Genomic DNA, 22,603 nt, shown 5'->3' with positions numbered 1-22,603 from the left:
CGCTCGCCGTGGTCGCCGAAGGCCGGGAAGCAGCGGTTCGCGGCCCGCTCAACGCTAATGCGCCTTCTGGACGAGCATCCGCCGCCCGACGTCTCGGCGGCAAACTCGCTCTCAGCGCGGATAGAATGCGGGGGCGTCACCCGCCGGCAAGGCCGAGGCACACCGCCGCGACCCTCATGGCGACGGCGGGCGGAAGTCCAGCCGCTCGCCTGCCACATACGCGTCCCAGTCGGCGCGTCGCTGGAAATTGCCCTCGCCCCCGGTCCAGGCCGAGGCGGAAAAATAGACGAACGGGCGCCCGGGCGTGACCCGAAGCAGCACGAGGTGATTGTCGGCATCCGACCGCACCTCGGCGATCATCTCCGGCGCGACGCGCAGCGCGATCGCCATCCGGCCGTGGTCGCCGTCCTGCGGCCCCCACCAGGACAGCAGGCCCTTGGCGCGATCCACCGTCAGCTCGCCCGCCCCCTGCCCGGTGGTGCGCTTGCCGATGCCGATCCCGACCAGCAGCGGCGCGTCGCGATCGGACGAGATGGTGGAGACCAGCCGGGTGAAGTGGGTGCCGAGCGGCAAGGTGAAGCGCCGCGTCTCCCACACCTTGCGATCGACGTCGACCGGCCAGGGCGCGTACTCCACGGTGAAGTCCGCGACCTGGCCGCCGCTGGCGAGGATGCGGTGGCGCACGGCGTTGCGCGAGGTCCACAGTTTGTTGTCATGCCATATCCCCAGCCCGCCGGCGCCGCGCGTGGTACCGACATTGTAGAAGTCGAGACCCTCGCCGTGATAGCCGTGCTGGTCGCCGGTGCGGAGCTGGCGGTCGGCGAACGGCCAGCGCACGTTCTTGCCCCAGGAGTCGATCCCCGATCCGGAGGGCGGCTCGGCCTGTTCGAGCCGCTTGCTGTAGATGCGGTGCGCGGTGCGATCGTTCTCCCACAGCAGATCGTCGTAGCGATAGCCCGCCTCGGTCACGACCGCAGCCGGCTCGCGCCGCTCGGGCGGAGCGAGCGCGCCGGTGACCGGCGGCCGCTCCGCCGCGGGTTGCTGACGCGCGGTCGACGGTGCGGCGACCAGCAGGGCGGTGGCGCTGACGCAGCAAGCGCACGTGACCGTGATCCTCGTCATCTCAGCTCTCCCACTCACCCGGTCGCTATTTCAGTGGTTGTATGATGACCGATGACCTGATAGCAAGAGGATGTTGACCGAACCCGTGGAGTGGGACGGCGACGCGGAGGAGAGCAACGTGGCCGCATCATGCGCCGAGCCGGACGTGCCGATCGTGAGCCGTGTGCGCTGGACCGTCTGCGGCCTGCTCTTCGCCGCCACCGCGATCAACTATGTCGACCGGCAGATGATCGGCGTGCTCAAGCCCGTCCTCGAACAGGAGTTCGGCTGGAGCGAGGCGCATTATGCCGACATCGTGCTGTGGTTCCAGGCGGCCTATGCGATCGGCTTCCTCGTCGCGGGTCGCTTCGTCGACGCGGTCGGCGCGCGGCTCGGCTATGCGGTCGCTTTCACATTGTGGACCGCGGCGCATATCGCGCACGGCCTCGTCGGATCGGTCGCGCAGTTCGCCGCGGCGCGCTTCGCGCTGGGCCTCGGCGAGGCGGGGAATTTTCCGTCCGGGCTGAAGGCGGTGGCGGAATGGTTCCCGCAGCGCGAGCGCGCCTTCGCGATCGGCCTGTTCAACGCCGGCGCCAATGTCGGGGCGATCGCCACGCCGCTGATCGTGCCCGCCATCACGCTCGCCTATGGCTGGCGCATGGCCTTTATCGCGACGGGGGTGATCAGCCTCGTCTGGCTGGTCGCGTGGCTGGCCTTCTATCGCCGGCCGGAGCAGCACGCGAAGGTCGCGCCGGCCGAGCTCGCGCTGATCCGCAGCGACCCGGTCGAGGTCGCCGGCAAGGTGCCCTGGCTGCGCCTGTTCGCGGTGCGCGAGACCTGGGCCTATGTCGTGCCCAAGTTCCTGACCGACCCGATCTGGTGGATGTTCCTGTTCTGGCTGCCGGACTTCCTCGGCAAGCGCTACGGCCTCGATCTCACGTCGTTCGGCATCCCGTTGGTGGTGATCTACCTGCTCTCCGACGCGGGCAGCGTGGCGGGCGGCTGGGCCTCGTCGCGGCTGCTCCAGCGCGGCTGGTCGGTCAACGCCGCGCGCAAGGCGACGATGCTGGCGTGCGCGCTCGCCGCCGTGCCGATCGTCACCGTCCAATATGTCGACCGGCTGTGGCTCGCCGTGCTGCTGATCGGGCTCGCCACCGCCGCGCACCAGGCCTTCTCCGCCAACCTGCTGACCCTGCCCTCGGACCTGTTCCCGCGCCGCGCGATCGGATCGGTGGTCGGCATCGGCGGCACCGCGGGCGCGATCGGCGGCATGCTCATCGCCAAGTTCGTCGGCTATGTGCTCGACCTGTCGGACAGTTACGCGCCGATCTTCGCGGTGGCGGGCTCGGCCTATCTGCTCGCGCTGCTGGCGATCCACGTGATCAGCCCGCGGCTTCAGCCGACCCGCTCGTTCGGTACGGTCATATGATGACTCGCCTTGCCGGACGCCGCGAAGCTTTGTACCGGGGAACGACCGATCACCGGCGTCGGCGCTCCAGCGCAGCGGCCGGCAGGGCATGGCCACCATTGATGAACGATATGACGCCCAGCGACCCGCCCCGCGCCCGACGCCGCCCCTCGCTGGTCGACGCCGCGTGCGAGCATATCCGCGCGAGCATCCGGGACGGGGAACATTGGCCCGGCTCGCAATTGCCGACCGAGGCGGTGTACGTCGAGTCGCTCGGCGTGAGCCGCACGGTGGTGCGAGAGGCGGTCGCGCGGTTGGCGGCGGAGGGGCTCGTCGAGGCGCGTCAGGGCAAGGGCGTCTTCGTCAGCGAGACGGCGCGCTACCAGGCGTTCCAGGTGACGCGCGAGGAACTCGACAACCTCGACGACGTGATCCAGCTGCTCGAGCTGCGCCTCGGCGTGGAGACCGAGATGGCGGGGCTGGCGGCGGAGCGGCGCAGCGAAGTGGATCTGATGGACATGCGCCGTCAGCTCCGCATCCTCGGCCAATCCGACATTGGCATGGATCGCTCCGTCACCGCCGACGTCGCCTTCCATCGCGCGATCGGCAAGGCGAGCGGCAACACCTATTACGGCAAGCTGATCGAGTTCCTCGGCGTGCGGCTGGTGCCGCCCCGCTCGGTCTATCTGCGCCAGAGCGACGCCTATATGGACGACGCCTATCGCGCCGTGATCGGGCAGGAGCACGAGGCCATCCTCGACGCCATCGCGGCGCGCGACGCCGAGCGCGCGCACGCCGCGGCGCGCACGCACATGAGCGAGAGCCTCAAGCGGCACCGCGAGATCAAGCGCCTGGCCAAGAAATAAGCGACGACGACCGGCGTCCTAGCCGGCGATCGCGCACGCGAAGCATAGTCATACTATGTCATATGGGAGAGGGAACATGAAGAAGGGCTATCGCTACGGCTCCGTCGCCCTGATCGCGTTGGTGATGAGCGACGGCGCGCGCGCGCAGACCGGCGCCGCCCCGCCCGAGGTGCCGGCGGGCAGCGTGCCCGATACCGCCCCCGTCGCCGCCGACGCCGCGCCCGCCGCGGGCGCGCCGCAGGACGCGGTCGCCGACATCGTCGTCACCGGCATCCGCCAGAGCCTCGCGCGCGCCGCCGAGATCAAGCGCCAGTCGGTCAACGTGGTCGATTCGATCGTCGCGGAGGACATCGGCAAGCTGCCCGACCTGACCACCGCCTCGGCGCTCCAGCGCGTGCCCGGCGTTCAGGTCGTGGTCGGCGGCAACAACGAGATCGTCGGCGCGCGCATCCGCGGTCTGGAAGACATCGTCACCACGCTCAACGGCCGCGAGATCTTCACCGGGGTGGGGCGCGGCTTCTCGTTCCAGGACCTGCCTGCCGAGGCGCTGGCCGGGGTCGACGTCTACAAGTCCAACTCGGCCGACCGGATCGAGGGCGGCGTCGCCGGCGGCGTCAACATGCGGCTGCGTCGCGCGCTGGACTTCAAGGAGTTCACGCTCGCGGGCAGCGCGCGCGCCACCTATGCGAAGGAGGCCGGCTCCGACGACACGATCAACCCCGCGGTCAGCGCGCTGATCGCGGACCGCTGGTCGACCGGGATCGGCGACGTCGCCGCGATGCTCGGCCTGTCGTACCAGCGCAATGAATATGCGCGGCCGATCGCTTGGAACGACTGGACCCGCAGCACCAACGCCGCCCCCACCTCGACCACGCCCAATCTGCAAGCGCCCACCGGCTTCGCCGCGGGTACCGAGTTCGGCCATTATGAGCGGCCGCAGGCGAACGTCTCGCTCGAATGGGCGCCCGACAACGACACGACCTTGTACGTCGAGGGACTGTTCGCGGGCTATCGCGGCAACGTCCTCCAGGCCCGCCCCACCTTCCGCGCTTTCACCGGCACGTCGTTCACGGCGACGGCGGGCGACCGGTGCGAGGACTTCGGCGTCGGGCCGGACGGCTATTATTCCGGCAACCTGCGCACGCCCGAGAACCCGCGCGGCACCGGCACGGTCCAGAACCTCTGCAACGCGACGGGCTATACCGCGCGCGACGTGGAATATTACACCGCCACCGTGGCCAACCGCGCGCGCACCGACATCTTCGTCGCGGCGACCGGCTTCAACAAGACGATCGGCGCGCTGACGTGGAACACCGACATCTCCTACGAGCTGTCGAAGAACCGCAACGACAGCTTCCGCGTCGACGTCGGCAAGCGCATCGCCGAGCTGATCCAGGAGCGCGACGTCGATCACGAGGTGCGCGCCACCACGCCGGGCAACCCGATGAACGACCCCGCCGGCCTCGCCTTCACCAACGGCATGACCGAGGACATCAACCGCAGCAAGGGGACGCTGTGGGCGGTGATGAGCGACGCCAAATACGACTTCGACGGCGTGCTCGACTATGTTCAGGCCGGCGTCCGCGTCGCCAAGCGGGTCGCCTCGTTCGAACAATATCTCGGTGGCCCGCCGGCGCCCGGGGGCTCGTTTGCCACGCCGGTGGCCGGCGCGGGCCTGCCGTCCGACCTGCTGGTCTCGGCGCCGGGCGTGCCGCAGATGAATGACGGCGCCACCTATCTGCAGGTCGATCCTGACTATCTGCTCGACGAGGGCTTCAAGCGCCAGCTGCGCACCTTGTACCGCATCTCTCCGGAGCGCCCCGGCTTCGATCCGACGCGCGACTATGACGCGCGCGAGAAGAACTATGCCGGCTTTCTCCAGGCGCGCTACGCGCTGTCGCTGTTCGGCGCGCTCTCGATCGACGGCCTGGTCGGCGCGCGGCTGACCCGCACCGACCGCCGCATCGTCGGCGCCGGGCGGGTCACCGATCCTGCGACCAGTACGTCACGCGTGGTCGTGGTCGACCGCACCACCAGCGACACCGACCTGCTGCCCAACGCCAGCGCGCGTCTCGACTTCGGCGGCGGGCTGCAATCGCGCTTCAATTATTCGAAGACGCTGTCGCGCCCGAGCTTCTCCCAGCTCAACCCGGGGCTGAGCTACGTCGTCTCCTACGTCAACACGATCCAGAACTCGGGCTCGGGCGGCAACCCCGACCTGCGACCGCAGAAGGCCGACAGCTTCGATGCCTCGCTCGAATATTATTTCGGCCGCAGCAATTACGTGTCGGCGGTCGCCTTCTATCGCGACATCACCGACCGCGTCGTCACCGGCACCGAGGCGCGGACGATCGACGGGCTGCAATATGTCATCTCCACGCCGCGCAACCTCGGCTCCGCCACGATCAAGGGCGTGGAGGTCAGCGGCCAGCTCTTCCTCGACTTCCTGCCCGAGGGGCTGGACGGGATCGGCGTGCTGGGCAATTTCACCGTCATCGACAGTGAGGTGACGACGCCCGGCGACCGCCTCCAGGGACTGTCGCTGCTCGGCGTGTCGAAGTATAATTACAACGCCGGTCTGGTCTATGAGAAATACGGCGTCTCCGCCCGCGTGATCTACACCTATCGCTCGCGATATTACGACGCCGACATCACCAACGGCCTGTCGCTGCGCCCGATCGACATTCCCGTGGGCCTCAACGGCATCCGCGCCGCGGGGCGGCTCGACTTCGGCCTGAACTATGACCTGACCGACCACATCACGATCAACGTGGCGGGCACGAACGTCACGGGGCAGCGGACGCGCTCGTTCGAGTCGCGCCCCGACTTCGTGCGCGAGGTGCGCAACGACGACACGACCTACTCGCTCGGCGTACGGTTCAACTTCTGAGATGGGGAGCAAGATGATGGCACGCAGGCGCGCTCGAGGATGGATGGGGCTCGCGCTGGTCGCGGCCGCGGCATCGCTGCTCCCGCCCGCGGTCGCCGCGCAGGCGACCAGCGGCTTCCGCTCGTCGGGCAAGGCTCTGGCGGGTGACGTTCGCGTCGCGCGTACCGCCGCGGCGGTGACCGTCGACTGGCCCTCGGACGCGCGCGGCGAGCGCACCCGGCTGACGCTCTCGCTCGACCGCGCGCGCCCGCTGATCGAGAGCGTCGCGGTCGGCGGCAAGGTGGTGATGGCGGGCGTGGATCCCGCCGGCGTGGTGACGGTCGGCACGCGCGACCTGAAACAGGGCTGGACGATCTTCTTCGACAATCCCCGCAAGAAGCCGTTCGAGGCGTTCCCGCTCACGCTCGGGCGCGAGCGTGTCGCGGTGGAGCGCAGCGGCGCGCACACGCGCATCGTCGTCGACGGCGCACGCGCGGGGCCGTTCGCCGGCAGCTTCACCTTCACCGTCTATCCCGGCTCGCGGCTGATCCGTGCCGCCATGGTGATGTCGACCGAGCGCCCGGCCACCGCCTATACGTTCGACGCGGGGTTGAGCGTCGCCTCGGGCACGGCCCCGCCGTGGCAGTCGGTCGCCTACACCGACCTGTCGGATCGCATCGTCCGCCACCAGGGAGAGGCGGCGAGCGCCGACGCCACCTCGCCACAGGTGCGCGGGCGCATGATCGTGGCCGAGCAGGCGGGCGGCGGCGCGATCGGCATCGTCCCGCCGCCGCACCAATATTACTACCCGCTCGATTATGCCAACAATGACAATGCCGCCTGGTACGGCAGCGACTATCGCGTGCTCACCGGTCGTACCGGGCTGGGCGTGCGCCAGACGCTCGAGGGCGATCGCCGCTGGGTGCCCTGGGTCAACGCGCCCGAGAAGAGCGTGCAGGACATGGGCATCTTCTATCTGCCCGATCCCGGCGACGCCGCCAGCACCACCGCCGCGGCGATGGCGCTGACGCGCGGCGACCGTTTCAAGTCGCTGCCCGGCCATCGCACCTTCTCGAGCCACTATCACGTCGAGCACGCCGCCGATTTCCTCAACCAGGCGCGTTTCCAGCAGAGCCGCGGCGTGCCGGCCGGGCTCGAGACGCCCGCCTTCGTCACCCGCTTCAAGGACATGAACGTCGAGATCGTGCATCTCGCCGAGCTGCATCTGTCGCGCGAGGACCTCGATCGCGCCGGTGACCGCCTGACGCTGCTGAGGACGATCCACGACGAGACCGCCCGCCTCTCGGACGATCGCCTGTTGCTGCTGCCGGGCGAGGAGCCCAACGTCCATCTCGGCGGCCATTGGCTCAGCCTCTTCCCCAAACCGGTCAACTGGACGCTCGACCGTCAGCCCGGCCAGCCCTTCGTCGAGGACGATCCGGTCCGCGGCAAGGTCTATCACGTCGGCTCGTCCGCGGACGTGCTCGCGCTGATGAAGGCGGAGAACGGACTGATGTGGACCGCACACCCGCGGATCAAGGGCTCGCTCGGCTTCCCCGACAAATATCGCGCCGAGCCCTTCTTCCGCAGCGATCGCTTCCTCGGCGGCGCGTGGAAGGCGATGCCGGCGGATTATTCCCAGCCCTATCTCGGCGCGCGCGTGCTGGGTCTGCTGGATGACATGAACAATTGGGCCGCCGATGCGAGCGAACGCAAGTTCGCCCCCGGTGAGGTCGACGTGTTCCAGCTGACCCGCGACAGCGAGCTATACGCCCATATGAACATCAACTACCTGCGCCTGCCCGGCGCGCTGCCGACGCACGCGGGCGGCTGGTCCGCGGTAACCGAGGCGCTGCGCGCGGGCCACTTCTTCACGACCACGGGCGAGGTGCTGGTGAGCGACTTCACGCTCGACGGCGCGCGCAGCGGTGACGAGGTCGCGTCACGTGGCCGCGCGACCTTGCGCGCCACGGTGGAGGGCACCTTCCCGCTCGCCTATGCGCTCATCGTCAGCGGCGACGGCGAGAAGGTCTACCGCGAGCGCGTCGACCTGACCGACGCGGGCGGCTTCGCACAGCGCACGATCGAGCGGCGGGTGAACGTCGCCGGTCGTCGCTGGGTGCGGCTGGAGGTGTGGGACGTCGCCGCGAACGGCGCGTACACGCAGCCGGTGTTCCTGCGCGGGCGCTGACCCCGGCTCGCCTTCTCCTCCCTCGATCACCGGACGGACGACCATGTTCGAACGCACTTATTACGCCACCCACCCCGACATGATGGAGGGCGCCACCAACGCGCAGCTGCGCGACCGCTACCTCGTGCCCGGCCTCTTCCGCGCCGGCGAGATCGTGCTGACTTACTCGCACGGGGAACGCTTCGTCATCGGCGGGGCCATGCCCGGCGAGACGCCGCTCGACCTGCCGGTGCAGACCGAGCCCGCCAGCGCGGCAGGCCACCCGCTGCTCGAGCGGCGCGAGCTCGGCGTCGTCAACATCGGGCCGCGGCCCGGCCGGGTCACGGTCGACGGCGAGGTCGTCGAACTCGACCGCTATGAGGCGCTGTACGTGCCGATGGGCACGCGCGCGGTCAGCTTCGCCGGCGAGGGCGCGCGCTTCTACCTGCTCAGCGTGCCCGCGCACGCGCCCTTCCCGCTGCGCAAGGTGACCCTGGCCGAGGCCAACCCGATGCAGCGCGGCAGCCTCGAAGGCTCCAACGACCGCACGATCTACCAACTGGTGCTGCCGCATCTGTGCGCCAGCGCCTCGCTGTGCCTCGGGCTCACCCAGCTCAAGCCGGGGTCGGTGTGGAACACGATGCCGCCGCACGTCCATGAGCGCCGCAGCGAGATCTACCTCTACTTCGACCTGGCGGAGGACCAGCGTGTGTTCCACTACATGGGCCAGCCCGACGACCTGCGCCACATCGTGGTCGGCGACGGTGAGGCGGTGATCAGCCCGCCCTGGTCGGTCCACATGGGCGCGGGCACCAGCAACTATACCTTCATCTGGGCGATGGCGGGCGAGAACCAGGATTACAATGACATGGACGTGTGCGACCTGTGCCAGCTGCGATGAGCCACCGTTCGACCGCAGCGGCAAGGTGGCGGCGGTGACGGGCGCGAACACCGGGATCGGCCGGGCGGTCGCGTCGGCGCTCGCGCCGGTCGGGCGCATCGTCGCCGAGACGGGCATGTGCTCGCCGTGGATGGCGGCTAGCTGTCGCGCTGAGCGGACGATCTCGCTGGCGCGACGTCCGCGCTTGTGGGAGCCTCCACGGACCATTTGATCGGAGGCGTGAGCGCGCACGCCGCTGGGGGTGAGATGTACCGTCTGATCGGCCTGCTGATGATCATGTTCGCCGCGACCGCGGCGAGCGCGCCGCCGCGAACCGACCGACCGGTGCGCGTGGCGATCGCCCGATTGACCCACGGCCACGTCGCCGGGCTGCTCGATCGGCGTGCCAGCGGCGACATCGAGATCGTCGGCATCTACGAGCCTGAGCGAGCCGTCGCCGCGCGCTATGTCCGCGACTATCATCTCGATTCCGCGCTGGTCCATGATCGGCTCGCCCCCATGCTGGACCGGGTACGCCCCGACGCCGTGCTGGCCTTCGGCTCGGTGGCGGAGCATCGCGCCGTGGTCGAGGCGGCGGCGCCGCGGCGGGTCCACGTCATGGTCGAGAAGCCGCTGAGCTTCGACGCGGCCGAGGCCGATGCGATGGCAGCGCAGGCTAGGCGGCACGGCATCCAGCTGCTCACCAATTATGAGACGAGCTGGTATCCAAGCCGCTCGGCGCTGGGCCGAGCGCTCGCCGCGGGCAGCGTCGGCGCGATCCGCAAGGCCGTGTTCCGCGACGGTCATTATGGCCCCAAGGAGATCGGCGTACAGCGCGAGTTCCTCTCCTGGCTGGTCGACCCGAGCGCCAATGGCGGTGGCGCGATCGTCGATTTCGGCTGCTACGGCGCGAACCTGATGACCTGGCTGATGAAGGGGAGGACACCGACCAGCGTCACCGCCGTGACGCAGCGGCTCAAGCGCGACCCGACCTATGCGCGGGTCGACGACGAGGCGACGATCGTGCTGACCTATCCCGACGCCACGGCGATCCTGCAGGCGTCGTGGAACTGGCCCGACCATCGCAAGGACATCCAGCTCTTCGGCGACACCGGCGTGTTGTCGACACCCGATGCGAGGACGCTGGTGCTGCGGCGGCGCGGCGAGACGGCGGACCGCCCGCTCGCTACGCCGGCACCCGCGTTCGCCGACCCGTTCGCCTTTCTCGCGGCCGTCGTGCGCGGACGCGCCACGGTGGCCGACACGGACCCCTCCTCGCTCGCCAACGCGCTCGTCGTGGCGCGCATCCTCGATGCCGCGCGACGCTCGGCCGCGACCGGACGAACGGTGACCCTCGGTCGCGACTGACGCGGAGAGCGGGAGAGAGGCCCGCCGGCGCGCGCCGCGACCCGTGCTGGCGTTCTGGCCACGATGCGGTAGGGACGCCCCATGGCCCCGCCCCATCTTCCCGCCGCCGGTCCGCGCCGCTGGACCGCGCGGCGCTACCGCGCGCTGCTGCGGGCGCAAGGGCCGCGCTCGGTGCGCTTCCGCGCGCGCCTCGCGATCCTGGCCGGCGCGGTGGCGATCGGGGCCGCGGCCACGTTGTTCGCGCTCGCCGCCGACTGGGCCGGCGGGTTGTTCGCTTCCTCGGCGCGGCAGTTTCGCTACGCGCCGCTGCTGACCACGCCGCTGCTGTTCGCCGCCCTGGTGTGGCTGACGCGGCGGCTGGTGCCGCTGGCGCGTGGCTCGGGGATCCCGCAGGTGATCGTCGCGCAGCAGGATCCGGAACGCGCCACCGGCTCGCTGGTGTCGATCCGCACCGTCGCGGGCAAGGCGCTGCTGACGCTGGCGGCGGTGCTCGGCGGCGCCTCGGTCGGCCGCGAGGGGCCGACGGTGCAGATCGCCGCCGCGGTGATGGGGCTGACCCATCGGCTGCTGCGCGTGCCGCTCAGGGGGGCGGTGCTGATCGCGGGCGGTGCGGCGGGCGTGGCGGCGGCCTTCAACACGCCGCTCGCCGGGCTGCTGTTCGCGATCGAGGAGCTTGCCTCCGCCTATGAGCAGCGGGTGACGCTGCTGGTGATCGCCGCGATCGTGATCGCGGGCATGGTCGCGCAGTCGGTGCAGGGGGATTACGTCTATTTCGGCGTGATCGGCGCGCATCTGGCGCTCGGCCCGGCGCTGCTGGCGGTCCCCGTCGCCGGGATCGCGGGCGGGCTCGCGGGCGGACTGTTCGCCCGGCTGATGCTGGCGCTCGCCGTGGGCGGTGGGCGCGTGGCGGGCTGGTCGAAGCGGCGGCCCGTCCTGTTCGCGGGTGCGTGCGGCTTGGTCGTCGGCGCGCTCGGCGTGGCGACCGGCCTGACCTGGGGCACCGGCTATGAGGCGGCGCGCACGATGATCATCGGGGTGGACGCGCCGCTCTGGTTCGGTCCCGCCAAATTCCTCGCCACCCTCGCCACCGCGGTCGCGGGACTGCCCGGCGGCATCTTCGCGCCGTCGCTGGCGGTCGGGGCGGGGCTCGGCAACCTGCTGCGCCCGCTGTTCCCGGACGCGCCCGCCTCCGCGATCGTGATCCTGGGCATGGTCGGATACTTCGCCGGAGTCGTGCGCGCGCCGCTGACCGCGGTGATCATCCTCTCCGAGACGACCGCCAGCCGCGGCCTGATGCTGCCGATGTTCGCCGCCGCCTTCCTCGCCGACGGGGCCAGCAGCCTGGTCTGTCGCGAGAAGCTCTATCACGGCCTGTCGAGAGCCTTCGATCGGCCATGACGCGTCGTCGTTCGCCCGTCTGCTGCTCGCGCGTCGCGCGTCACCTTTTCCGCTGTCATGCTGAGGCGGCGCGTCGCCCGCTCCACATCGGGCCGGGCCTGAACCTTGCCGCGACGGCGGGAGTGGACTCTCGCGCTCTCTCCCCTCGGTGACGAGCCCCTCTCGCCGCGCCGCGACTACAGGCGATCGCGGAGACGGTCGCTCGTTCATGTGATGTCGGCAGGCACCTGAGGACACGGCCGCTTCCAATCGTTATGAGCCCGGGATGGCCCGGCTGCTCCTGTTCAACAAACCCTATGGGGTCTTGTCGCAATTCACCGATCGCGGAACGCCGGTGGCTCGCTCGACCCTGTCGGACTACATCGCGGCGAAAGGCGTCTACCCTGCCGGACGGCTCGATCGGGACAGCGAGGGCCTGCTGCTGCTGTGCGACGACGGGCGGTTGCAGGCGCGGATCGCCGATCCGCGCTTCAAGATGCCCAAGACCTATCTGGTGCAGGTCGAAGGCGACCCGCAGGAAAGCGAGCTGGAGCGCTTGCGGCAGGGCGTCCGGCTGAACGATGGCATGACCCTGCCCGCTGCCGTCGCTCAGATCGCGGCGCCCGACCTATGGCCGCGTGATCCGCCGATCCGCCAGCGAAAGGCCATCCCCGACCATTGGCTGCAGATCACCATCCGCGAGGGCCGCAACCGGCAAGTGCGCCGGATGACGGCGGCCGTGGGCCTGCCCTGCCTGCGTCTGGTCCGCTGGTCGGTGGGCGACTGGTCGGTCGCCCGGATCGCGCCGGGCCAGTTCGAAGAATATGTTCAATCGTCAGGGTTCTGAGCTTCAGTGAATTACCGCCACTCGTTCCACGCCGGCAACAGCGCCGATGTCGTGAAGCACAGCGTGTTGATCGCCCTCGTCCGGGCCTTGCAGCAGAAGCAGGGCGCGCTGACCCTCATCGACACGCATGCCGGCTCCGGGCTCTACGACCTCGGCGGCGAGCAGGCCCAGCGCACGGGGGAGGCCGCTCACGGCGTGCTGCGGATGTTCGCCGACCCGAACGCCGCGTTCGACGACTATCGCGCCATCGTGCGCGCGGTGAATGTCGGGGCGGAGCCGCGTCTCTATCCGGGCTCGCCGCAGGTCCTGGCGCAGCTGGTGCGCCCGCAGGACGTGCTGATCCTGAACGAGAAGCATCCTGAGGACGCCGACGTGCTGCGCGGCGTGATGCGCGCCACCGGTGCGGCCGTGCATCAGCGCGACGCCTACGAGCTCTGGCTGGCGATGCTGCCGACCCGCACCGGTCGCGGTGTCGTGCTGGTGGATCCGCCCTATGAGCAGACGGACGAGCGGGCACGCGTCACCGCCACCCTCGCCGCCGCACACCGCAAATGGGCGCATGGCGTGACGGTGATCTGGTATCCGCTGAAAGACCGGGCGACGCATCAGCGATGGAAAGCCCATCTGCGCCAGCTCCGCATAGCGAAGTTCATGTCTATCGAGCATTGGCTGTATGACGCCGATCAGCCCGGTATCTATAACGGCTCGGGTCTCTTCATCATCAATCCGCCCTATGCCTTCACGCAGGGGCTGCCGCCGTTGTTGGAGGCCCTCCGCGGGGCGCTGGCGCCGGAAGGGCATCGCGGCACGATCACCGCCGACTGGTTAGACGGTCAGGGATGAGCCTCGCACCGGGTGGGGCGCCCGGTGCTGACCGTGCGGCTGGTCCGCTCTGGTGTGATCGGCGGGCCGGCTGCGATCGTTGACGTGGCGCGCGATCGGGCCGGGGGATCGGGTACGCTCAGAATGGTTGCTTCAAGATGTGCGGCCGATCGCGCGCCAGCGAGACGAGCGTCTCCCCCAGCAACCCGTTGGCCCAAGCGAACCACGGTCGCGTGAACCGCGCGGGATCGTCCTTGTGGAAGGTCTCGTGGACGAAGCCGGTGTCGGCGTCCGTATCGCGGATCGACTTGAGGCACGCGCGAGTCAGCGCGTCGTCACGGCTGGAGGCCCCGCGCACCAGCGTCGCCATCGGCCAGATCAGGTCGAAGCCAGCGTGCGGCCCGCCCAGCCCCTCGCCGGCACGACCGCGCACGAACCACGGATTGCGCTCGCTCCACGCCGCCGCCTCGGTGCGGCGCCAGAGCGGATCGTCGAGCGACGCGCAGCCGAGGAACGCCAGGCCCGAGAGCGAGAGCTCGCAGCAATCGTCCATGAACAGCGCGTTGCCGAAGCCGTCGACCTCGAACGCCCAGACCTCGCTCCCGTCCGCCAGCCGCATGCGGCCGTGCGCGGCGAGCGCGGCCTCGATCTCCGCCGCCAGCGCGGCGGCGTCGGCGGCGAGCGCGGTGTCGCCGCGCGCCTCGGTCGCGACCGTGGCGAGCTCACGCAGCGTGCGCGCGGCGAAGATGTTGGCGGGGATCAGGAACGGCAGGATCGTCGCGTCGTCGGACGGGCGGAAGCTCGAGTGGATCAGGCCGACCTTGCGCGTCGGATTGCCGACGCTCCACAATTGCGTCTCGGTCGGCTGCACGCTGCTGCGCTGGAAGTGATACGGGCCGGACCCGTCGCGGCGCTGCTGCTCGCGGAAGGTGCGGACGATCGCGCGCGCCGACTCCGCCCATTCCGCGGTGAAGGGCGCGCGGTCCTTGGTCGCGCCCCAATAGCTCGACGCGAGCCGGAGGACGTAGCAGAGCGAGTCCACCTCCCACTTCCGCTCCGCCACGCCGGGCTTCATCTCCGTCTGGTCGTGCTGCGACGAGTCGAGGTCGGTGCGCCCGCCCGGATCCTGCAGGAAGGCGTTGGCATAGGGATCGATCAGCACGCAGCGCGCCTGCCGCGCGATCAGCCCGCGGAACAGCCGGGTCAGCGCCGGGTCGCCTTTGGCGAGATGGAGATAGGGGCGGAGCTGTGCCGAGGAGTCGCGCAGCCACAGGCACGGGATGTCGCCGGTGATGACGAAGGCATCGTCGTCGGTGACCGACAACACCGTCGTGTCGAGCGTGTTCGGGTAGCAATTCTCGAACATCCACGCGAGCTTCGGGTCCGCGATCCGCCGCTTCACCCGCACGATCTCGCGCTCCACCGCGGCGCTGTGGAAGCGGCGCTCGGACAGCGGCGGGCGCTTCGACGGTCGCGCCGCCGTCGCTGCCCAGGCCGGGCGGGTGGCGGCGAGCGCTGCCGGCGCCGCCAGCAGGGTGCGTCGGTCGAGCCCCAGCGTCGCGCCCGCTCCGGCGCCGTGTCGACCGTCCATGCTCAACCCTCCTCGTCTGCCAGACCGCACTGCATCGGCGCGCGCCTCTCATCCGCGTGATTAGCATAGCCGCGCCTTAATCTTCCACCTACTTTCTTTTTGATTGCTGTGTTCCCGTCCTCGTGTCACATCGCCCTCGATCACCGGCAGCACCGGGGCAGAGCAGGAGAGAGACATGCACCCGACGCGACGCGCCGTGATGGGCGCCGCCGCCGCGCTGACGATCGGCGCACCCGTCGCTGCCGCCGCCCCCGGCGGCTTCGTCAGCCAGCGCCCACCGGTGGCGAAGCGCCGCTTCGTCAGCGCGGCGGTGGAGCGCGAGCTCAGCCGCCTCAAGGCCCGGATCGCCGACCCAGAGCTCGCCTGGATGTTCGAGAATTGCTATCCTAACACGCTCGACACCACCGTCTTCACCGGCACGATCGACGGCAAGCCCGACACGTTCGTGATCACCGGCGACATCGACGCGATGTGGCTGCGCGACAGCGCGGTGCAGGTCGAACCCTATCTGCATCTCGCCCGAAGCGACGCGCGGCTGCGCGCGATGCTGCACGGGCTGATCCAGCGCCAGGCGCGCTGCATCCTGATCGATCCCTATGCCAACGCGTTCGTCCGCGACCCCGGCGCGCGCTCCAACCTCGACTCCGCCACGCTCGACGACACCGAGATGCGGCCGGGCGTGGCGCAGCGCAAATGGGAGATCGACTCGCTGTGCTACCCGATGCGGCTGGCGCACGATTACTGGGCGATCACGCGCGACCGCGCTCCCTTCGACGAGCTGTGGCGCCGCTCAGCCGCGCTGATCGTCGAGACGTTGCGGGTGCAGCAGCGCAAGGAGGCGCCGGGGCCGTATCGCTACCAGCGGCTCACCAAGATCCCGACCGACAGCCTGATGCTGGACGGCTATGGCCCGCCCTCGAACAAGGTCGGCCTGATCCACTCGGCCTTCCGCCCCTCGGACGACGCCTGCGTCTACCCCTTCCTCGTCCCCGCCAATTTGTTCGCGGTGTCGAGCCTGCGCCAGGTCGCGCGCGTCCACCGCGAGGCGCGCGGCGACGCCGCCGCCGCGCGCGAGGCGGAGGCGCTGGCGGACGAGGTCGAGGCCGCGCTCCGCGCGCACGCGATCGTGCCCGACGGGCGCGGCGGACAGGTCTGGGCCTATGAGGTGGACGGCTTCGGCAACTGGCTGTTCGCCGACGACGCCGGGATCCCGAGCCTCTACGGCCTGCCGCTGATCGAGGCGGCGTCGGTCGATGACCCGCTCTACCAGCGCACCGCCGCGCTGGCGTGGAGTCCGCGCAATCCGTTCTTCGTGCAGGGCAGCGCCGCGAGCGGCATCGGCAGCCCGCATATGGGGCTCGACAAGGTGTGGCCGATGGCGCTCATCGCGCGCGCGATGGTGACGCGCGAAGAGGGCGTGGTGCGCGACTGCCTGCGCACGCTCAAGGCGACCCACGCCGGTACCGGCTTCATGCATGAATCTTTCCACAAGGACGATCCGGCGCGCTTCACCCGCGCGTGGTTCGCCTGGGTCAACGGCATGTTCGGGCAGATGATCGGCGCGGTCGACGCGCGCTACCCGCGGCTGCTCGCCGAGCGGTTCTGAGGCGGATCGGAGGTCAAGAAGAGGCTGGACGATCCTTCGTGGAATGAATGCTTCCTGCCTCTACCGTCATCCCGGACTTGGTCCGGGATCCACCGTCCCGCAAACTCCTCAAAGCGTTGGTTTTGCGGAAGAGTGGATCCCGGACCAAGTCCGGGATGACGGCAGGTGAAGAATGTCCCGGTGCTTCGCAGAGGGATGCTGAAGGGAGAGGATGAGGTGGATCAGCCTCGACGGTCCACGCGGCTCAGTCGTCCGCTGACAGGAAGACGAGGTCGTTGAAGGGCAGGATCGCCGCGCCGATCGCTGGCGCGTCGGCGGCGAGCTGCGCGGTCAGCACGGGCGCGGCGGGTACCACCGGATCGTCCACCGCGTCGCGGTGCCGCTCGATCGCGGCGGTGAGTTCGTCGATCAGTGGCACCGGCAGCCGCCCGCCGATCACGATCGCGCCCGGATCGATCAGGCAGCTGATCGTCGCGATCGGCCCCGCCAGCGCCGCGGCGGCGCGCTCGATCCAGCCGCGGATCACCGCGCTCGCGGCGGCGTCGGCGCTCGCCAGCGCGGCGGGCGCGATCGGCGCGAGGCCGTGCGCGGCGAGATCGGCCTTGAGCGCCGAGAGCGAGACGATCGACTGGAGCGGCGCGCCGGCGCGATCGGTCAGGAAGCCGATCCGCCCGGCGCGGCCGGTCGCGCCATGGTGATAGTTGCCGGCGACGACCAGCCCGCCGCCCAGTCCCGCCGAGAGCAGGACGTAGAAGAAGCTGCGGTGCGTCAGCCCGCTGCCGAAACGCGCCTCACCGATCGCCGCCGCCGCCGCGTCATTCTCGGTGATCACCGGCCACGTCCCGAGTGGCGCGAGCAGCGCGGGCAGGTCGACGCTGTCCCACTCGGCATAAGCGCGCGGCAGGCCCGGCAGGTCGACGTGCCCGAGCCCGCCCGGCAGCGCGACGCCCATGCCGAGCACGCGGTCGCGCTCGATCAGCCCCTCGCCGAGTAACGTGGCGAGGGCGTCGCCGATGAAGGCGGAGACCGCGCGCGGCGCGGCGAAGTCGATCTCCTGCGTGTAGCGCGCGCGCACCGCGCCGGTGAGATCGAGCGCGACCAACGTGATATGGTCACGGTCGATGTTGACGCCGTAGCTGAAGCAGCCGTCGGGGTTCACCGCGAAGCGGATCGCGGGCATGCCGCGCACGCCGGTGCGCCGGCCCTTCTCGAACACGAAGCCGCGGTCAGTCAGCCGCTGGGTGATGTTCGCGATCGCCGCGGGCGACAGGCCGGTCTGCTCCGCGAGCTGGAGCCGCGTCGACTCGCCGGCGCGCAGGATCGCTTCGAGCACGAGCCGCTCGTTGCGCTCGCCCGCGCGCGCCGGGTTGGTGCCGTGCAGCGTCCGCTGGCCATTTCCGCTCGCTCCCGTCGCATGAGGTGGCAGGGGCAACAAGGGTCTCCGGAATGGGTGCGGGGAAACGGTCTTTCACAGGTAAACGCCGCGCGCATCAGGCACAACTACTGCTCTGCATCAAACTTACACCTACTTTCTTTTTTAATTGACGCGCTCGCCGGTTCGCGGGAAAGAACGGCGACTGCCCCGATCGCGGCGCGCCTCTGCGAGGGCGTGACACAGAGCGCGACACGGTGAGGCAGGAGGGAGAGGGTGGCGCGATCGCATCGCGTCGCCTCCGGTCGGGAGGAGCGTGCCATGGGCAGTGCAGCACCGCGCGCGCGCCTGTTGTTCACCGCCTTCGCGGTGTCGCTCTCCGGGCTGCTCTTCGGCTTCGACACCGCGGTGATCGCGGGCGTGACCGGCGCGTTGCGCGCGCAGTTCGGCCTGTCGCCCGCCGCGCTGGGCGCGACGGTCTCGTCCGCGCTGCTCGGGACCATGGTCGGCGCCGCACTGGCCGGCGTGTACGGCGACCGCCGCGGCGCACGGGCCGGCCTGCGGCTCGCCGCCGCGCTGTACCTCGTCTCCGGCCTCGGCTGCGCGCTGGCGTGGGACTGGGGCGCGCTGATCCTGTTCCGCGTCATGGCCGGCGTCGCGATCGGCGCCTCCTCGGTGCTCGCGCCGGTCTATCTCGCCGAAGTGGCGCCGCCCGCGCGCCGCGGCGCGATCGTCGGCAGCTTCCAGGTCAGCATCGTCACCGGCATCCTGCTCGCTTATGCCAGCAACGCCGCGGTCGGCGCGCTGCTGGCGGGCGCGGCGGCGGCGTGGCGGTGGAAGCTCGGCCTGACGGCGTTGCCCGCGGCGCTGTTCCAGCTGCTGCTCGTCGCGGTGCCCGACAGCCCGCGCTGGCTGATGCTGCGCGGCCGGCGCGACGAGGCCGCGGCGGCGGCGCTGCGGCTCCACGGCGATCCCGCGGTCGAGGTGCCCCCTGCCCCAGCGTCGCGCGCGGTGTCGCTGGCGTCGCTGTGGCGCGAGGCACCGCGACCGATGATCCTGGCGATCGTGCTGGGCGCGCTCAACCAGCTCACCGGCATCAACGCCATCCTCTATTATCTCAACGACATCTTCGCCGCGGCCGGGTTCCGCCAGGTCTCCGCCGACCTGCAGTCGATCGCGGTGGGCGCGGCCAATCTCGTCTTCACGCTGGTCGGCATGGCGCTGATCGACCGGCTCGGCCGCCGCCCGCTCCTCCTCGCCGGCGGCGCGGCCATGGCGGTGCTGCTGTGCGCCGCGACCGCGATCATGCTCGGTGTCCTGCCGCGCGCGCTGATGCTGGCGGTGCTGGTCGGCTTCATCGCCGCCTTCGCCACCTCGCAGGGCGCGGTGATCTGGGTCTATCTCAGCGAGATCTTCCCCGCGCACGCGCGCGCCGCCGGCCAGGCGCTGGGCGCGGGCACGATCTGGCTGTTCGACGCGTTGGTCGCCGCGATCTTCCCCGTCGCCGCCGCCGCGTCGCCGGCCGCGCCGTTCCTGTTCTTCGCGGCGTGCATGGCGGCGCAGTGCGTGCTGGTGTTCCGCTGGTTCCCCGAGACGCGCGGCGCCTCGCTCGAGCAGATCGAGCGGCAGATGCGCGGCGCGGCGGAGCCGGCGCGATGACCGCCTATCTCGCGGTCGACGTCGGCGGCTCGCACATCGCCTGCGCGCGTGTCCGTGGCGGCACGGTGGAGGGACGGCGCGAGCTAAAGTTGACCGCGCCGTCCTCGCTCGCGGCGGTGCTGCCGGCGCTGGAGGCGCATCTGGCGGCGCTGCGCGGGAGCGAACCCGCCGTCGGCGTGTCGATCGCCTTCCCCGGTCTGGTCGACCCGCGCTCGGGTCGCGTGGTCTCGACCCCGGCGGGCAAGTTCGAGGACGCGGTCGGCTTCGATTTCGCCGGCTGGGCGCGCGAGCGGCTCGGCCTGCCACTGATGCTAGAGGTTGACGGGCGCATGGCGCTGCTCGGCGAGCATCGCTACGGCGCGCTGCGCGACGCCGACGACGCGGTGCTGCTCAGCCTCGGCACCGGGATCGGCTCGGCCGCGCTGATGCAGGGCGCGGTGGTGCGCGGGCGCAGCGGGCATGCCTCGGTGCTCGGCGGCCATCTCACCGTCGCGATCGACGGGCCGGCGTGCCTGTGCGGCAACCTCGGCTGCGCCGAGGCGCTGGCGTCGAGCTGGGCGCTGCCGCGGCTGATCGCGGCGCTGCCGCGGCGCGGCGCGCTCCACGACCTCGCCGCGCCCGACCTCAAGGCGGTGTTCGACCTCGCGCGCGGCGGCGACGATGGCGCCGCGGCGGTGCGCACCGCCTGCCTCGCCGCCTGGGCCACTGCCGCGCTCAACCTGGTCCACGCCTATGACGCGACGCGCGTGCTCGTCACCGGCGGGGTCGCCGCGGCGGCGGAGGTGGTGCCCTACATCCAGGCGCATGTGCGGCGCCACGCCTGGTGCCTGGGCGAGCCGCCGCTGGTGCTGCGCGGCACGCTCGGCGCCGACGCCGCGCTGCTCGCCGCCACGCCGCTGTGGGAGAGCCACCGTGACCAACTATGACAAGCGGCCCGTCGTCCGCGTCGACGACGCGGCGGACGCCTGCCTAATTGGGTGGGACGCGATCCTGCCGCAGCTCGCCGCGGCGCGCGACCTCTGCGTCGAATGCTACCCCGGTGCGCCGGTCGCGGCGATCGTCGCGGTGCTGCGGCAGGCGTGGCCCGAGGCGGAGGTGGTGGACACCGCCGCGCTGTTCCGCGACCCCGCGGTGCTCGACGCCGAGATCGACGCGTTGCTCGGCGACGACCCGGTATTCGCTCGCTTCCCCGCGATCGGCATCGCCGACTTCCTCGACGCGGCCAAGGTCGCGGCGTGGCGCGCGCGGCGCGTGCCGGGACGCCGGACGGTCGTCGTCGGTCCGGGTGCCGCGGCCGTGCTGCCCGCGCGCGACCGGCTGGTCTATGTCGCGATGGCGCGCTGGGAGCTCCAGCAGCGCCAGCGCCGCGGCGAGATCGCCAGCCTCGGCGGGAGCGACCGCTCCGCGCGCGCGGCGGCGCTCTACCGCCGCGCCTTCTTCGTCGACTGGCGCGTCGGCGACGCGGTCAAATACGCGCTGCTGCCCGAGGCCGACTTCGTGGTGGAGGCGAACGGGCCGGTGCCGCGGATGATCGCGGGCGCGACCTATCATCGCGCGCTCGACGCGGTCGCTGCGCGCCCGTTCCGCGTCGTACCCTTCTTCGACGCGGGGCCGTGGGGCGGGCAGTGGATGCGGCGGACCTTCGATCTGCCCGAGGGTCCACCCAATTACGCCTGGTGCTTCGACTGCGTGCCCGAGGAGAACAGCCTGCTGCTCGGCTTCGGCGAGGAGGTCTTCGAGCTCCCCGCGCTCGACCTCGTGCGACTCCGCCCCGACGCGCTGCTCGGCGGCGACATCGTCGCGCGCTTCGGCGCCGAATTCCCGATCCGCTTCGACCTGCTCGACACGATGGAGGGCGGCAACCTGTCGCTCCAGGTCCACCCGCGCGCCGATTACGCGCGCACCGCCTTCGGCCTGCCCTACACCCAGGACGAGAGCTATTACCTGCTCGACGCCGGCGCGGACGCGTGCGTCTATCTCGGGCTCACCGACGCGGCCGAGCCCGCCGCGGTCGCCGAAGCGCTGACCGCGGCGCAGGCGGGCGGGCCGGCGCCCGACGTCGACGCGCTGGTCAACCGCCTGCCCGCACGCGCGCACGACCATTTCCTGATCCCGGCGGGCACGATCCACTGTTCCGGGCGCGACGCGATGGTGCTCGAGATCAGCGCCACGCCGTACATTTTCACCTTCAAGCTGTGGGACTGGGGGCGGCTCGGACTCGACGGTCGCCCGCGCCCGATCCACCTCGAGCACGGCCTCGCCAACGTCGACTGGACCCGCCGCGAGACGGTGACGCGCACCGAGCTGGTCAATCAGGTCACGCCCGTCGCCAGCGGCAGCGACTGGCGCCGCGAGCGCACCGGGCTGCACCCGCTCGAGTTCATCGAGACCGAGCGCGCCTGGTTCGAGACGAGTGTCGAGCTCGACACCGCGGGCACGCTCAACGTCCTCAACCTCGTCGCCGGCACGGCCGCCGTGGTGGAGAGCCCGAGCGACGTCTTCGCACCCTTCGAGGTGCATTACGCCGAGACCTTCGTGATCCCGGCGGCGCTCGGCCGCTACCGGCTGCGCTCGCTCGCGCCGCCGGGCGCGGCCTGCGCGGTGATGCGCGCCTGGGTGCGACCGATCGGCCAGTGAGAACGACAGCGACGACAAGAACGCAGGGGA

General features: G+C 70.8%; 16 protein-coding genes. 13 read left to right on the top strand and 3 right to left on the bottom strand.

Features of this window, described 5'->3' with window-relative positions:
* Window positions 1-174: 174 nt before the first annotated feature.
* Window positions 175-1,122, bottom strand: a complete 948-nt coding sequence (locus EV292_RS00580) for a DUF4861 family protein (protein ID WP_132907263.1) — start codon at window positions 1,120-1,122, stop codon at window positions 175-177.
* 70 nt (window positions 1,123-1,192) lie between these two features.
* On the opposite strand from EV292_RS00580, the gene EV292_RS00575 reads away from it, so the two are divergent.
* The 9 genes from EV292_RS00575 (at window position 1,193) to rlmJ (ending at window position 13,729) form a co-directional block, all read left to right on the top strand.
* Window positions 1,193-2,530 carry an MFS transporter gene (locus EV292_RS00575; RefSeq protein WP_132907262.1) on the top strand — a complete coding sequence of 446 codons (1,338 nt, stop codon included), beginning with the start codon at window positions 1,193-1,195 and terminating at the stop codon, window positions 2,528-2,530.
* Window positions 2,531-2,631: 101 nt separating this feature from the next.
* On the top strand, window positions 2,632-3,375 hold the full coding sequence (locus EV292_RS00570; protein WP_207913307.1) for a FadR/GntR family transcriptional regulator: 744 nt from the start codon (window positions 2,632-2,634) through the stop codon (window positions 3,373-3,375).
* A 76-nt stretch (window positions 3,376-3,451) separates the two neighbouring features.
* Window positions 3,452-6,265 carry a TonB-dependent receptor gene (locus tag EV292_RS00565; protein WP_165926985.1) on the top strand — a complete coding sequence of 938 codons (2,814 nt, stop codon included), beginning with the start codon at window positions 3,452-3,454 and terminating at the stop codon, window positions 6,263-6,265.
* 16 nt (window positions 6,266-6,281) lie between these two features.
* The gene (locus EV292_RS00560) at window positions 6,282-8,435 is read left to right on the top strand and encodes a hypothetical protein (RefSeq protein WP_132907260.1); all 2,154 of its coding nucleotides are present in this window, start codon (window positions 6,282-6,284) and stop codon (window positions 8,433-8,435) included.
* Window positions 8,436-8,478: 43 nt separating this feature from the next.
* Entirely contained in the window at window positions 8,479-9,315 is an 837-nt protein-coding gene (kduI, locus tag EV292_RS00555) for a 5-dehydro-4-deoxy-D-glucuronate isomerase (RefSeq protein ID WP_132907259.1), read from the top strand.
* A 246-nt stretch (window positions 9,316-9,561) separates the two neighbouring features.
* Window positions 9,562-10,662 (top strand): Gfo/Idh/MocA family oxidoreductase, encoded by a 1,101-nt coding sequence (locus tag EV292_RS00545; protein ID WP_132907257.1) that lies wholly within the window; start codon window positions 9,562-9,564, stop codon window positions 10,660-10,662.
* Between the two features lie 81 nt (window positions 10,663-10,743).
* The gene (locus tag EV292_RS00540; RefSeq protein WP_132907256.1) at window positions 10,744-12,060 is read left to right on the top strand and encodes a chloride channel protein; all 1,317 of its coding nucleotides are present in this window, start codon (window positions 10,744-10,746) and stop codon (window positions 12,058-12,060) included.
* 265 nt (window positions 12,061-12,325) lie between these two features.
* The gene (locus EV292_RS00535; RefSeq protein ID WP_132907255.1) at window positions 12,326-12,886 is read left to right on the top strand and encodes a pseudouridine synthase; all 561 of its coding nucleotides are present in this window, start codon (window positions 12,326-12,328) and stop codon (window positions 12,884-12,886) included.
* A gap of 6 nt (window positions 12,887-12,892) precedes the next feature.
* A complete protein-coding gene (gene rlmJ, locus EV292_RS00530; protein ID WP_132907254.1) occupies window positions 12,893-13,729 on the top strand; it encodes a 23S rRNA (adenine(2030)-N(6))-methyltransferase RlmJ in 837 nt (278 codons plus the stop codon).
* Window positions 13,730-13,847: 118 nt separating this feature from the next.
* Here the strand turns inward: rlmJ and EV292_RS00525 are convergent, their stop codons facing one another.
* Window positions 13,848-15,299 (bottom strand): glycoside hydrolase family 125 protein, encoded by a 1,452-nt coding sequence (locus EV292_RS00525; protein WP_132907253.1) that lies wholly within the window; start codon window positions 15,297-15,299, stop codon window positions 13,848-13,850.
* Window positions 15,300-15,474: 175 nt separating this feature from the next.
* Here EV292_RS00525 and EV292_RS00520 point away from each other — a divergent pair, with 175 nt between their 5' ends.
* Window positions 15,475-16,905: a glycoside hydrolase family 125 protein gene (locus EV292_RS00520; RefSeq protein ID WP_132907252.1), complete on the top strand. Its 1,431-nt coding sequence runs from the start codon at window positions 15,475-15,477 to the stop codon at window positions 16,903-16,905.
* Window positions 16,906-17,149: 244 nt separating this feature from the next.
* On the opposite strand, the gene EV292_RS00515 is transcribed toward EV292_RS00520, so the two are convergent.
* Window positions 17,150-18,337 (bottom strand): ROK family transcriptional regulator, encoded by a 1,188-nt coding sequence (locus tag EV292_RS00515; protein WP_165926984.1) that lies wholly within the window; start codon window positions 18,335-18,337, stop codon window positions 17,150-17,152.
* 261 nt (window positions 18,338-18,598) lie between these two features.
* Between EV292_RS00515 and EV292_RS00510 the strand changes: the two genes are divergently transcribed.
* From EV292_RS00510 to EV292_RS00500, 3 genes are read left to right on the top strand one after another with little or no spacing between them, the layout of a single operon-like run.
* Window positions 18,599-19,936, top strand: coding sequence for a sugar porter family MFS transporter (locus tag EV292_RS00510; protein WP_132907250.1), 1,338 nt, complete (start codon window positions 18,599-18,601; stop codon window positions 19,934-19,936).
* Entirely contained in the window at window positions 19,933-20,862 is a 930-nt protein-coding gene (locus EV292_RS00505; protein ID WP_132907249.1) for an ROK family protein, read from the top strand. Before EV292_RS00510 ends, EV292_RS00505 begins: the two co-directional genes overlap by 4 nt.
* Entirely contained in the window at window positions 20,849-22,573 is a 1,725-nt protein-coding gene (locus tag EV292_RS00500) for a class I mannose-6-phosphate isomerase (protein ID WP_132907248.1), read from the top strand. The genes EV292_RS00505 and EV292_RS00500 overlap by 14 nt, the downstream gene beginning before the upstream one ends.
* Window positions 22,574-22,603: the final 30 nt, after the last annotated feature.

It is taken from the genome of Sphingomonas sp. BK235 (genome assembly GCF_004345855.1).
Classification (GTDB): Bacteria; Pseudomonadota; Alphaproteobacteria; order Sphingomonadales; family Sphingomonadaceae; genus Sphingomonas.
Note: the sequence above shows the minus strand (reverse complement) of the source record. Positions and strands in the feature narration are given on the sequence as shown.